This window comes from uncultured Clostridium sp., from assembly GCF_900547735.1.
GTDB lineage: Bacteria > Bacillota > Clostridia > Lachnospirales > Lachnospiraceae > Otoolea.
The window spans coordinates 1-13,131 of sequence record NZ_URHZ01000007.1; the positions used below are offsets into that span (position 1 = coordinate 1).

The following is a 13,131-nucleotide window of genomic DNA, read 5'->3' on the forward strand; positions in this document are numbered from 1 at the left end:
CACTCCCCCGTCCGCCGTCTTACAGAGGCGTCCTCGCATCTCAACTAAATCCTCACACAAAGAGAAAAGGAGAGCTTCCCTTTCCGGAACATCTCCCCTCTTCCCGCCGCTTTTTTGTAATGAACTTTTTTTCCTTATATTATATACATAATTAGATAAGGCAACTTTACTGCTGTGTCTGTTACTCAAACTATATCCGCTATTTCTGCTTTTTAGCCTCCAGAAAATCATTCAGCTCCGTGTTCAGCACATTGGTGATGAACATATGTCCCGGAGCGTGGGTGATGACAAGCGGAAGCTTTGCATTCTCAATCGCAGCCTGGGGTGTTACGCCGCAGGCCCAGAATACCGGGATTTCTCCCTCGCGAATCTCAACGCTGTCGCCGTAATCGGGCTTGTTGATATCCCTGATTCCGATTTTTTCCGGATCCCCAATCTGAATCGGCCCTCCGTGAACATTTGGATAACGGTCGGTAATCTCCTTGGCAATCTGTGCATTCTCCGGAGTCATCGGGCGCATGCTGACAACCGTCGGCCCTTCGAATACGCCTGCTTTCTCGCACTGGATATTGGTCTTATACATCGGTACATTGCAGCCCATCGCGATATGGCGCACTTCGATTCCAGCCTTCATAAGCGCTTCCTCAAAGGAAAAGCTGCAGCCAATCAGGAAACCGGTAAAATCATCCTGCCAGTAGGAGGAGGCATCGGTTACTTCCTCAGCTCTGACGCCGTCCCTGTAAATAAAATATCTCGGGATATCGGTCACGATATTGGAACCTTCTCCCATATCGTGAACATCGGGAGTTCCCTCCACCACTTCCAGGATTGGGCATGGTTTCGGATTTTTCCTTGCGAACTCTTTAAAATCTTCAGCATACTGTTTGGGCAGGATGACCAGGTTTGCCTGAGCATATCCCGCACACATTCCCGCTGTCGGGTAATCAATTTCGCCGGACCGGATCAGTTTCCATATTTCTTCCGGTGATGTCTTGCTGTAATCTTTCATGGGTATCTACCTCCCTGTTCTAATTTCCGATATGCCGCTACCGCAGGCCTTCTCTCTCTTCCTGGATTTCAACGATAAATTCCTCACCGTCGATCCGGACTTTATACTTGCCTGCCCGGCTCCAGTATTTGCGCGCCTCGTGGGCAACCGCCGCCTGAATGGCTGCGTCCCGCTCCGTACACGGTTCCGGCGCCTTGGAAAGCTTTTCCTTCAGCGCTTTGAACTCTTCCGCCTGGGCAATATATAACTGCTGGGCCTCCTCGATGGAAACCTTCTTGAATTTTACTTTATATCCCGGCCTGGACTGTGCAACCTTCGGGAGATCCACGGAAATTACACTGGCAATCTTTGTGTAGCCTCCGGTCGTCTGGTGGTCGGCCATCATGATGATTGGCTTGCCGTGGGACGGAACCTGGATTGCGCCGAAAGCGATACCGTCGGTGATGATGTCGCCGCCGTTCTTGTGCTCAATCACCTCGCCCTCACAGCGGCAGCCCATACGGTCCGATTCATTGGTAAACGTATAGGTTTCGCTTAAGAACGTATTAATTCCCTGCTCCGTAAAATAGTCGTCCTGCGGTCCCATCACCACGCGCAGCTCCTGCTCCGTTTTAGTGAAATCGTCGGCCTTTATTTTTCTCAGATACATGTTGGGAAGGGTGGTCTTTGGATCGGTAAATGCGATCTCATCTCCTGCTCCCAGCTTCCTGCCCTCAAATCCTCCTACTTTAGATTTCAGGTTTGTGGACTTGCTTCCCATAATAAGCGGAATATCCAGCCCTCCCGCAAAAGCCACGTAGGCCCTGCTGCCGCTGAACATTCCGGCGAAACTCATGGAATCGCCTTTCTGTACCGGCACCGCCTGGTACATCGGCAGATCCTTCCCGTTTAACTTCGGTCCAAGATTCGCTCCCGTCACCGCAATGATATTGTCGGCCGTGAATTCCATCATCGGTCCCATCAGTGTGACTTCGAGCACGCCCTCATTCTCGTCATTCCCAACAAGGATGTTCGAAAGCGCCGCAGAGCGCTGATCCATGACGCCGGATACGGACATACCGGACTCCTGGTAACCAACGCGTCCCATATCCTGGATTGTTGTGAGGAATCCTCCATTTAAAAATTTGACGCCCATCGTTACACCTCCTTGTCGTACACAACATACTGGTAGCTGCCGTCTTCCACAGCTTTCAGCGTTTTGTCATACTCATCCTGGGTAATGGACTTAAATTTTATGTACTGTCCAGCCTCCAGAAGCACCGGTTTTTCACGCTCCGCGTCATAAAGCTTAAGCGGAGTCCTTCCAATGAGCTGCCATCCTCCCGGGGAATCCAACGGGTAGATACCGGTCTGCTCTCCGGCGATTCCAACCGAGCCGCCGTCGATTTTTACCCTTGGGCTTTTAAGCCTTGGAGTTGCGATTTCTTTACTCATGCCGCCCAGATAAGGGAATCCGGCAATAAATCCAATCATATAAATCAGATATTCTTCCGATGTGTGAATCTTAATTACTTCGTCGACTGTCTTTCCGTTGTGTTCGGCCACGTTTACAATATCCGGACCCATTTCTCCTCCATAGAGAACCGGAATCTCAATCACGGATGGCGGCGGAATCTCAATGTTGTCCAGGGAGCCCATCAGCTCCTCAAATTTTTCGGAAATCTGTTTAAAGCTGATGACTTCCGGCTTGTAATAGACAAGCAGGGAACGGTAGGTGGGAACCGTCTCTACGATTCCTTCAATACCGCTTTTTTCCACAGCAATTTTGAATGCCCTGATTTTTTTGTTAATATCGGGGCTGATCTCGTTGCCGAACTCTACGCATACAGAGCAGTCGCCCGATACAAGGTATCTTACTTCGCTCATTTATTTCCCTCCGAATTCGTCAGACGTCGGGCAGGAAATCCCCGCCCGACGGAACAGTTATATTTTATCAGCCAAAGATAGTCAGAATCTTCGGAAGTGCCTTGATGCCTGAATAACCGGTCAGGAGTACAACGCCGATTCCCAGAACGATCAGAATCATAGGATGTTTGTAGTTTTCTCCTACAATGTCTTTTCTCCTGCTGGCCAGAAGGATGGTCAGAAGAGTCAGAGGAAGGATCAGTCCGTTTACGGAGCCCGCCAGTACGAGCAGGGTTGCCGGCTGTCCTAATAAGGTCATAATAAACGTTGATATTGCAATAAATCCGATGACAAACCATTTCTCATTTGCCATGATAAACGGATGCAGTGTTTTTAAGAAGGATACGGACGTATAAGCCGCACCGATAATGGACGTACAAGCCGCAAAGAAAATTACGAGGCCGAAAATCTTATAGCCAATCACTCCCGCGCCTGCCTGGAATGCTGCTGCCGGCGGGCTGGCCACCCATGCATCGCTTCCGACAACCTGAGGCATAGCCGTAACAACGCCCAGGACTGCAAGGAATAATAAGATTCTCATTGTTCCGGATACGCCGATACCCATAAGAACGGATCTGCGTACTTCCGGAAGGTCTTTTGTGCCTGAAAAACCTGCGTCAAGCAGACGGTGGGCGCCGGAGAACGTAATATATCCGCCGCAGCTTCCGCCAAGCAGTGTGATCATCGGGAATACCAGTCCCGGAGCTTCGGAAAAACGGAAGACACTTGTCACTGCCTCTCCTACCGGAGGTTTGGATTTAAATGCAACGAAAAGTACTACAAGAATCATAATACTTCCCAGGTATTTTGTCATCTTATCCATTCCTGCTTTCGCATCCTTGGACAGGAAAATCAGAATACCGATAGCTCCGCCGATGATTGTGCCTGCCTTAATTGGAAGGCCGAACATGACGTTCAGTCCGGTGGCTGCGCCGCCGACGTTACCGATGTTAAATACCAGGCCGCCGAGGGCAACAAGGAATGCGATAAAATATCCCAGTCCCGGAAGTACCTTGTTGGCAATATCCTGGCCGCGCATACCGGAAACTCCGATAATCGACCAGATGTTTAACTGTGTTGTAAGATCCAGAAGGATCGTACAGATGATAACCATTGCAAATACGGAACCGTACTGGCCTGTAAATGTAGCCGTCTGTGTCAGGAAACCGGGTCCGATTGCCGATGTGGCCATCAGGAACGCGGCGCCCAGAAGGACCGTCATATTATTCTTTTTCTTCTCTCCCATATATATCTCCTTCGCCTTAGATTACTTTAAAGCTTTGTTTTCATTCCCCTTACATGAGATTTTTAATCTCTACGCCTTCCGCGATCAGAGTTTCGCGGATATTTTTTACAAATTCAAGAGCCTTTGGATTGTCGCCGTGAACACAGATGGAATCTGCCTTGATGGCGATGTCATTGCCGTTAATGCTCTCTACCTTGCCTTCTTTGACCATTCTGACTACGCGTTTGATTGCCAGATCTTTATCCTTAATTACAGCGCCCTCTAATTTTCTGGAAACCAGAGTGCCGTCGTCATTGTATGCCCTGTCTGCAAATACTTCACTGGCTGCCTTAAGGCCTGCCGCCTCTGCTGCCTCGATCATCTTCGAACCGGCCAGACCCATGAAAATGATATCTTTATCAACTTCATAAACTGCCTCGCACATTGCCTTTGCCAGTTTCTCGTCAACTGCCGCCATATTGTAAAGCGCGCCGTGCGGTTTTACATGCTGAATCTTAACCCCGTGGCTGTCCGTAAATGCCTTTAAAGCGCCAAGCTGGTACTTCACATAAGCCTTTGCTTCCTCCGGAGTAACCACCATATTTCTTCTGCCAAATCCCATTAAGTCGGGAAATCCCGGATGGGCCCCTATAGCTACCCCATTTTCCTTCGCAGTGGCAACCGTTTTCTCCATCACGATCGGATCACCTGCATGCCATCCGCATGCTACGTTTGCGGACGATACATATTTAAGAATCTCACCGTCCATGCCAATGGTATAATTGCCGAAACTCTCGCCCAAATCACTGTTCAGATCCACATAATACATAGTCTTATCCTCCTTACCTTGCTCATTGTCTTTGCCCCTTGGACCATATGATCCCAACAGTATTATTTTATCTGACTTTTCCATATTTTTCAATATTGATTTTGATTATATTTATTTTTCTTTCTTATTAACGCAAAAATCGTGCAAAAACGCACGAATTTTGCGTGCGTTTTTGCACGATGTGACTTTTTGCACTGTTCACATCCGCCCGAGCCCTATTCCTCCCGGTCCATCCTTCTTTTCATCGAAAAACGGGTTGTTCCGAGAAGGGCCGCTGCCTTCGTCAGGTTGTTGTTACAGAGTTTAAGCGCCTGCTCCATATAGAGTTTTTCCAGCACGGAAACCTCCTGTTCCAGACTGATTGGGCCTTCATCCAGATTCTTAAGGTAATAGCAGTTTCCGCTGCCTGAGGCCTCCGTTTTTTCAACCGGCGTCAGTTCCACATGCTTTTCCAGCACATTGCCCTGGCTGAATAAAAAACAGCGTTCGAAAATATTCTTAAGTTCCCTGACATTACCTTTCCAGTCATACAGTATCAGCTCCCTCATAAATCCCGGCTCCACTTTTTCAATATTCCTGGCAAATGATTTATTATAGTAGTCGAGATAATAATCGCAGAGGGCCGGTATGTCCTCCCGTCTCTCCCGAAGCGGCGGAATTACGATCTGCATGACGTTGAGCCGGTAAAATAAGTCTTCCCTGAACTGTTTGCTCTCGATGGCCTTTTCCAGGTTCCGGTTCGTGGCCGCAATCACTCTGACATCCAGTTCGATATCTTCCAGCCCGCCGATCCGTTTATATTTCCTGTCATCTAAAAATGCCAGGAGTTTTGTCTGCATGGCCAGGGGCAGTTCTCCTATCTCATCCAGAAAAACGGTTCCCCCGTTCGCCAGCTCGATCAGCCCCTTCTTCGTCTTTAACGCGCCCGCAAATGCTCCCCTCTCATAGCCGAACAGCTCGCTCTCAAGCAGGTTCTCAGGAATAGCGCCGCAGTTGATTCTGACCATCAGGTTCTCCCTCCTGTCACTGCAGTCGTGGATCTGCCTGGCCACCACCTCTTTGCCGGTTCCCGTTTCTCCCCGGATCAGGACATTGACGGAGGAATTCTCCCCCAGCACCTTAATCTGAGAGCGGATCTGACAGACCGCTTCACTGACTCCGGTAAAATCCTGAGATTTTCCCTTTAAAAATTCCAGGGAATCCTTCCGTTTCATCTGCTCCAGACATCTTTTGATGATAAAGTCGATCTCATCCACGTCAAACGGTTTCAGGACATAGTCATAGGCCCCTCTCTTTGTGGCCTCCACGGCCTGGGATACGGAGCCGTAAGCCGTCATGAGAATGACCTGGATGTCGTCATCCATTCCCTTGAAGGTGGCTATCTCGTCGATCCCCACGCTGTGTTCCAGGAGGTTGTCGAGAATCACCACATTGGGATGGAAACTTTTCACGCATTCCAGGGCCTCCTCAATGGTGCCGGCGGATTTTGCATCGTATCCCCTGTCCTTTAATCCCTCTTCCAGTGTATAGCGGATCAGAAATTCGTCATCCACGACTAATATTTTCTTCATAGTCTTCCTCCCTCCTGTAAAATGTGAGTCTCACGCAGGTTCCCTCCCCGCAGGCGCTGGCCATTTCCAGAGCGCCTCCGTTCTGTTCCACCAGTTTCTTGACAATGGCGAGGCCGATGCCGATTCCATTGATGCTCTTTGTGTAAAACGGTTCCATGGCCTGAGCCAGTTCCTCCTTACTCATGCCTTTTCCGTTGTCCTGAAATTCTATCAATGCCCTGCTGCCGTCACTCTTTCCTGTGATTTTAAGCCGTCCATCCGTGCCAAACGGGATGGACTTGATGCTGTTGCTGATCAGGTTATGGGCAATCTGGCGGAATTCATTTTCATTCAGATAACCGGTCAGCCCCTCCTCAACACCGGTTTCCATCGTGACTTTCTGTCCCTCCGGCCCCTTGGAATAAATCATTGCAATCTCGCCAATCACCTTTTCAAAGGATATCAGTTCCTTCGGGGACTCCTTTTTCACGGAGAGGGTAAACAGGTTCATAATAAGAGCCGTCACCCGGTCGATCTCCTTGATCATGCTCTCACAGAGCATCCTGTCTCCCTCTTTGGCCGCCCTGTCCTTCAGAAGCTGGATGCCAGAACGTATCCCTGCGATGGGATTTTTTATTTCATGGGCAAGGGTGGCGGACATCTTACTGGTATATTCCATCTTGGTGTAGTTGTCCATATTGCGGAGCAGGCTTTCAAATGTGACGGCAAGCTGGCCAATCTCATCCTTTCTCTTGACCGACTCAAACCGGTAATTTCTGTAATTTCCCTTATTTTTATTGATTTCCCTGCAGGTGCTGCTCATGCTCCTGATGGGCCTTGTAATGTTGTGGGAAATAAAAATACTGGCCTGGATAATAATGAGAAGAGACGCAATCGCTCCGACCACCACATAGTTCTGTTTTTCCAGGATCTCCTCCCCAAATGTCTTACCGTCTATCAGGAATTCCAGCTTCCATCCCAGTTTATTGCCAGTCTCATTGGTGAGGAACACCTCCCGGTCGGATGCTGCGCTGCTTTCATAGGTCAGAACCGTTCCGTTTTCATCGGTGATTCTGATATATCCGCGCCCGTAATATCTGTATTTCTCCCTCAGATCGTCCTCGCTGATTTTCCCGGTCAGGAAATTGACGTCCTTGTTAATCTCATCAAACATCTGAAGCGCCATTGCTTTCTGGTTATCCCTCTGCATCGTGTAGCCGTTGTAATAGGAAATGGCGCCGAACCCGCAGATTACGATGATTCCTACGAATAAAAAGGGAACCAGGATTTCATTTTCTATCTGGAAAAACCATTTTGACAGTCTATCACTCAGCCATTTCATCTCTCATCCCCCATTTTCTCTCAATGTACGAAACTGCAAGGTATGCAAAGACGGAACAGGCCGTGGCCGGAAAAGCCCAATACACCCTGGTGGTTCTCCCCCAAAGCAGGAGCGAACAGAGGACTCCCGTTATAAATGCCGCATAGGCCCCTGCTTTTGTTCCCTTCGGATACAGCAGGGCGCCGTAAATAAGCGGCGTAAAAACCACTGCAAATGCTCCCCATACATCCGCCCCAAAAAACAGGATATTGCCCGGCGGATTGATGGAGAGAATCAGGGACAGGGTGCCGCCGATAAAAATAAACCATCTGGCCCGGACCAGGAGCTTTTCCTCCTTCATCCCATTGCTTCCGAACTGGCCGGCCACGTCGTAGGAGAGCATGGAGCCAATCAGCAGAAGCTGGGAGTTGGCGGTAGAGAGGCAGGCTCCGATCACGCTGATCAGGAAAAAGCCGCTGAACCTCGTATGGAGCAGATGATCAATCGCGTAGACAAAGATGTCGTCCGTTGCACAGAATGTCTCCAGATGAGGAAACAGGATTTTAAGCCCCAGACCGATCTGGGTCAGGGCGAAATAGAATACCGCCAGAAACCCCATAGCGCAGAGAAGCATCCTCTTTGCCGTTTTCTTATCTTTTGCTGCAATAATTCGGACCATATACTGGGGATTCGTAGCCAGCCCCATCCCCCAGCCGAAGAACATGGAGATATACATAAGAGGGGAATAATCCCGGAACAGTCCCTTCTGCTCCACCACCGCTCCGGCCTTCATTGTTTCCCGGGCCACGGTGCCGTCGGTCAGGAGCCATGTTCCCTCCACTTTTCCCACAATGACAAAGTAGATCACCCCGACACTGATTGCAAGCATCACCAGATTCCCGGCGTCCGTCTTGGTAACGGAGTTAAAACCGCCGAAGGTGGAATAAAGGATGAACAGATACACCAGAAAAACGGCCACCTTGTAGTCGATATTGAGCAGGTTGGAGGCGGCAATGCCAAACCCCTTTATCTGCATGACGAGATACAGCACATATCCGCCCGACATCAAAAGGGCCGAGGCAATCTGCAGTCCCTTGGAGCCGTACCGGTTGCGAATTAACTGGGGAATTGTAAAAATGTCGTTGTCGTAAAGCCGGTCACTGATTGCATACAGCATCACGGCTCCGATAAACCACGGAATAACGGACATGGAAATGACGGCCACACCGTTCTGGTACACGTTTCCCGTATACCCCAGAATCGTGGCCGCCGAAATCCAGGTTCCCACAAATGTAAAAAAGAGCCGGCAGACGCCGATTTTCCTCTCTCCTACAAAAAATTTAGAAATGGAATCACTCTCGCCGAAGGACGATTTTCCTATAATAAGAATTGCCAGCGAATAAAGTCCGAAATAGACCAGATAAACAAATGTTTTGCTCATTTTCCCCCCACTATGCCGGTATGCCTTAAGGCATGTTCTTCCGTTTTTTCCTGCTCTTAATTATACGTGGTAGGGGAGGGTTCGTCAATAAAGTATGGTTGAGATGTGCGGACGCTTCCGGAAGACGGCGGGCCGGGGGAGGTTATCATCCCCCGGCCGGCGGCGTTCTTATTCCTCTGAAGAATAGAACAGAATATTTCCCGGACACTTCATATTCCTGTCCACAACTTCCTCTTTGCTCACGGTTCCGTCCGCGGCAACCGCCAGCCTGGTGATACTGCCCGTCAGATTTGCCACCAGCAGGAACCTGCCGTCGGGGGAAACGGCAAAGCCGCGCGGTCTCTTTTCTTTCAGTTCCAGGCTCTGGATCATGGTCAGCAGCCCGCTCTCTTCATCCACGGCAAATACGGTCAGCGCATCCGTGTACCGGTAGAAATCATAGACAAATTTCCCGTCCTTACTGATTTTGATATCGGACTGGGAAATGCGTTTTCCCTCTTTGACGCAGCCGAGACCGGGAGACGCATTCAGAGTCTGAACCATTGAAAGACATCCGTTTTCATCGTAACGGATGGTATTGACCGTGAGCGCACGCTCATTATTCATGTAAAACAGCTTTTTTTCCGGATGGAACGTCCCGTAGCGCGGCCAGCTTCCCTCCGGACATCTGAGTGTGTCGCAGATTGCAAGCTCTCTCCGCCTGTGGTCGATCCGAAGCATGAGAACCCGGTCCTGTTTCATATTGGTTATGATAAGATGCTCCCCGTCCGGCGCAAAATAGACGGCGTGGAGACAGGCGTTCTTTACCGGAATTACGCTTCTGTCGGGTTCAAATTTCAGCATATCACAGGCAGGCAGGATACTTCCGTCCCTGTCCAGCGGATAGAGCGCCACCGTAACCTCGCTGAAGTCCGTGACGACACGGAACTTCCCGTCCCTGCCTTTCACGGCCTTTGTAATCGCCTGCTTATCTCCGTGGTTTACAACGACCAGCCAGTTTCCGGTACCGTCCTGGGCCGCATAGGTCGGGAGGGTTCCGAAGGAGGGCTGTTCCTCCCCAAGCTGTGTCAGAGAACCGTCTTCCCGTCCGACCGAAAAGGCAAGCACCCGTCCGCCGCCGCCCTGCATGGCAAAAGCGGGGCTGTTTTTCTGTTCATCCACCATGTAAAGGACGTTTCTTCTTTGATCCGCACAGATTATTCCGGGTGTGATATCCGGCCGCACGGTTTCCAGATATTGAAGTGAGCCATCCTCTTCCGAATATTTATAAATACCGATGCCGCTCTCATTATCCTCTGCCTGGACGGTCCAGTTTCCAGCGTATACAAAGGTATTTCCCCGTCCCGCCGCGGTACAGTTGTTTTTCTTAAGCTCTTCCATGGGCTTTTCCTCTGATTTCTCAAACATATTTGGTGTGTTTTGTCTCACAGGGATGAAAGGTATCTTCCCAGAGACATGGCCGCAGTTACCCCGTCACCCACGGCTGTCGCCATCTGGGCCGGTGAATACTGTCTGATATCCCCGGCTGCGTAAACGCCCGGAAGTTCGGTGGCCATGCTCTCATTGACCGGAATCTGGCCGGCCGGGGTAAGGTTTATGGTGTTTTCCAGGAACTGCGTATTGGGAATCAGACCGATTCTGACATAGATTCCCTCCACATCCAAAACGCGCTTTTCACCGGAAGCCACATCTTCCACCGCAACGCCGGTCACCCATTCTTTCCCTGTAACCGCCTCAATCCTGGTTCCGCAGAGCACTTCAATATTCGGATTCTCTTCGGCCCGGTCAAGCAGTACCTTCGATGCCTTCGGCTGTTCCATCAATTCCACAACCGTCACGCGGCAGCCCAGTTTTTCCAGGTATAACGCCTCCGTGATTCCGCTGTCTCCCGCGCCTGCCACAACTACCGGTTTCCCGGCGCACTGGGGTCCGTCACAGGTTGCACAGTAGAACACGCCCTTGCCGGAGAGTTCGGCCTCCCCCGGCACTCCAAGCTTTCTCGGATGGGAACCGGAGGCAATGATAATTCCCCGGCAGGTCAAAGAATCGTCTTGCGTCCTGACTATTTTATAATTTCCCTTATCCTGAATTGAGGTCACCTCACCGGCCTCTATCCCGGCTCCTGTGCCGGCGGCCTGTTCCAGCATTGCTTCTGCCAGTTCCGGCCCCATAATTCCCTCCGCAAACCCGGGATAATTCTCAATCAACTGGCGGCTCATCGCCTCCCCGCCCATGGAACCTTTTTCAATAATATAAGTTTCAAGACCCGCGCGGCTTGTGTAAATGCCTGCTGCCAGGCCCGCACAGCCCGAACCGATAATAATTACATCATAATCTGTAAACATATGCTTTCCTCTCCCAACTGTTTTTTTTAATGTTTTCCTGAATATCTTTCCCCTTGCTTCTCTCTTATCCGATGAAACCGATCGCCGTATACACATACGCCAAAAGCGGCACCAGAATGACACACATGAGCATCCCGGCCAGTGTCAGCGGCCAGTTGCCCCTGATACAGTCCCCGAACGAATAGTGACCGGTTCCGAATGTGTAGGCCCACGTCCCCTCAATCGGGAAGAGGAATCCGGTTCCCGCCTGTATACCGATTACAAACATGGCCGCCGCGCACGGAATGCCTGCGGCCACGCAGACAGGCGCGATTACCGCTGCGCTCAAAGCTCCGTTGGCTGAACCCTGAGGAACCAGCGTATGTACCATAAATGCCGCCAGGGTAGCCATAATGTAGACCGTGATCGTGTTCCAGCCCGTTGAATCGGCAAACATCTTATTGACGAGCCATTCTCCGGCTCCGGTGCTGGACATGCCCGCCGCCAGAGGAAATATGCAGAGCATGGTCACGATGACCATTGCAGAAAAGTTCTTTTTATAGTCTTTTCCAGACAGAAGGTTGATGCCGGGCAGCATCATCAGGAACATTCCCCCGATTGCCACCGTTGCGACATCAAGCGTTTTGATCCAGTTGCTGGCAATCCAGCATACCATCATAATAGCAGTAATAATGACATAGCTCCAGTCCTTCCTGTCAAGCCGTTCCGGAATGGAGCCGAACATCTTCTCAATCTCCTCCGTCTGCCCGACAGTTAGCGTTTCCGGCTTAAAGTACCTTGGAATCAGCCTGGATGCCATAAGCGTCAGCAGAAATCCGCAAGGAATTCCAAAGATAGCCCACTGGAAAAAGGTCATGACACGGCCGGAAACCACCTCGCTCAAGTCCATAATGGCAACATTGACGCTGTTGGAGCAGGGCAGGAACAGTCCTCCTGTAAAAGCTCCGACCGTAACGGCCATCATCATGCCGCCCGCAAACCGGCTGGTGCGCGGCTCCGGATCCCCGATCGCCCTGACCACTCCGGTGACTACGGCCAGTGTCACGATCTGGGCCGCTCCGTCGGAGACAAAGATGGAGATGATTGCAGCCATCCATACGACCGCGCCTATCATTTTTCCGGAATCACCCCTGCCCAGTTTGTAAAGCGTCCTGAGCAGGACAGCCGCCAGGTTTGTGTTCTGGAGCGCCGCTCCCAGCCCAAACCCGGCCATACAGAAAAATACGGTGCTGCTGCATGCGGTCTGCTGGATTGTTTTCCAGGGCACCACTCCCGTGTACTTCATAGTGAAAATAATCATCATGCATGTGATTGGCAGCGGCGTGGCCTCACTGATAAAAAGCGCCATAGCGGCAACGACAATGGCCAGCATGCGCCACCCCTCCACGGAAAGTCCCTCCGGCGGTGTGGTCACAAGTCCTGTCAGTACGACAATCACTGCAAGAATAATAAACGAAATTTTAAAGCTGTCCTTCTCTTTGATACTTTTGTTCATTTACCCGTCCC

At 50.6% G+C, this 13,131-nt stretch carries 11 protein-coding genes; all 11 read right to left on the minus strand.

Annotated elements, in window-relative coordinates; genetic code table 11:
- Window positions 1-199: 199 nt before the first annotated feature.
- The gene (locus QZT18_RS03320) at window positions 200-1,009 is read right to left on the minus strand and encodes a putative hydro-lyase (RefSeq protein ID WP_294144201.1); all 810 of its coding nucleotides are present in this window, start codon (window positions 1,007-1,009) and stop codon (window positions 200-202) included.
- 37 nt (window positions 1,010-1,046) lie between these two features.
- Complete coding sequence (locus tag QZT18_RS03325) at window positions 1,047-2,144, minus strand: biotin-dependent carboxyltransferase family protein (protein ID WP_294144203.1); 1,098 nt, start codon at window positions 2,142-2,144, stop codon at window positions 1,047-1,049.
- Window positions 2,145-2,146: 2 nt separating this feature from the next.
- Window positions 2,147-2,875: a 5-oxoprolinase subunit PxpB gene (pxpB, locus tag QZT18_RS03330; protein ID WP_294144205.1), complete on the minus strand. Its 729-nt coding sequence runs from the start codon at window positions 2,873-2,875 to the stop codon at window positions 2,147-2,149.
- Between the two features lie 67 nt (window positions 2,876-2,942).
- A complete protein-coding gene (locus tag QZT18_RS03335) occupies window positions 2,943-4,160 on the minus strand; it encodes an NRAMP family divalent metal transporter (protein WP_294144207.1) in 1,218 nt (405 codons plus the stop codon).
- A 49-nt stretch (window positions 4,161-4,209) separates the two neighbouring features.
- Window positions 4,210-4,968 (minus strand): LamB/YcsF family protein, encoded by a 759-nt coding sequence (locus QZT18_RS03340; protein WP_294144209.1) that lies wholly within the window; start codon window positions 4,966-4,968, stop codon window positions 4,210-4,212.
- A gap of 215 nt (window positions 4,969-5,183) precedes the next feature.
- On the minus strand, window positions 5,184-6,539 hold the full coding sequence (locus QZT18_RS03345) for a sigma-54 dependent transcriptional regulator (protein WP_294144211.1): 1,356 nt from the start codon (window positions 6,537-6,539) through the stop codon (window positions 5,184-5,186).
- The gene (locus QZT18_RS03350) at window positions 6,514-7,860 is read right to left on the minus strand and encodes a HAMP domain-containing sensor histidine kinase (protein WP_294144213.1); all 1,347 of its coding nucleotides are present in this window, start codon (window positions 7,858-7,860) and stop codon (window positions 6,514-6,516) included. The genes QZT18_RS03345 and QZT18_RS03350 overlap by 26 nt, the downstream gene beginning before the upstream one ends.
- Window positions 7,844-9,280 (minus strand): sodium:solute symporter family protein, encoded by a 1,437-nt coding sequence (locus QZT18_RS03355; RefSeq protein ID WP_294144215.1) that lies wholly within the window; start codon window positions 9,278-9,280, stop codon window positions 7,844-7,846. The genes QZT18_RS03350 and QZT18_RS03355 overlap by 17 nt, the downstream gene beginning before the upstream one ends.
- Window positions 9,281-9,448: 168 nt before the next feature.
- Window positions 9,449-10,660: a beta-propeller fold lactonase family protein gene (locus tag QZT18_RS03360; protein WP_294144217.1), complete on the minus strand. Its 1,212-nt coding sequence runs from the start codon at window positions 10,658-10,660 to the stop codon at window positions 9,449-9,451.
- 44 nt (window positions 10,661-10,704) lie between these two features.
- The gene (locus QZT18_RS03365; RefSeq protein WP_294144220.1) at window positions 10,705-11,625 is read right to left on the minus strand and encodes an NAD(P)/FAD-dependent oxidoreductase; all 921 of its coding nucleotides are present in this window, start codon (window positions 11,623-11,625) and stop codon (window positions 10,705-10,707) included.
- 64 nt (window positions 11,626-11,689) lie between these two features.
- Complete coding sequence (locus QZT18_RS03370; protein ID WP_294144222.1) at window positions 11,690-13,120, minus strand: SLC13 family permease; 1,431 nt, start codon at window positions 13,118-13,120, stop codon at window positions 11,690-11,692.
- Window positions 13,121-13,131: the final 11 nt, after the last annotated feature.

Coding starts and splice junctions, on each gene's coding strand:
- QZT18_RS03320 (WP_294144201.1), bottom strand. CDS start 1,009: ATGAAAGATTACAGCAAGACATCACCGGAAGAAATATGGAAACTGATC.
- QZT18_RS03325 (WP_294144203.1), bottom strand. CDS start 2,144: ATGGGCGTCAAATTTTTAAATGGAGGATTCCTCACAACAATCCAGGAT.
- pxpB (WP_294144205.1), bottom strand. CDS start 2,875: ATGAGCGAAGTAAGATACCTTGTATCGGGCGACTGCTCTGTATGCGTA.
- QZT18_RS03335 (WP_294144207.1), bottom strand. CDS start 4,160: ATGGGAGAGAAGAAAAAGAATAATATGACGGTCCTTCTGGGCGCCGCG.
- QZT18_RS03340 (WP_294144209.1), bottom strand. CDS start 4,968: ATGTATTATGTGGATCTGAACAGTGATTTGGGCGAGAGTTTCGGCAAT.
- QZT18_RS03345 (WP_294144211.1), bottom strand. CDS start 6,539: ATGAAGAAAATATTAGTCGTGGATGACGAATTTCTGATCCGCTATACA.
- QZT18_RS03350 (WP_294144213.1), bottom strand. CDS start 7,860: ATGAAATGGCTGAGTGATAGACTGTCAAAATGGTTTTTCCAGATAGAA.
- QZT18_RS03355 (WP_294144215.1), bottom strand. CDS start 9,280: ATGAGCAAAACATTTGTTTATCTGGTCTATTTCGGACTTTATTCGCTG.
- QZT18_RS03360 (WP_294144217.1), bottom strand. CDS start 10,660: ATGGAAGAGCTTAAGAAAAACAACTGTACCGCGGCGGGACGGGGAAAT.
- QZT18_RS03365 (WP_294144220.1), bottom strand. CDS start 11,625: ATGTTTACAGATTATGATGTAATTATTATCGGTTCGGGCTGTGCGGGC.
- QZT18_RS03370 (WP_294144222.1), bottom strand. CDS start 13,120: ATGAACAAAAGTATCAAAGAGAAGGACAGCTTTAAAATTTCGTTTATT.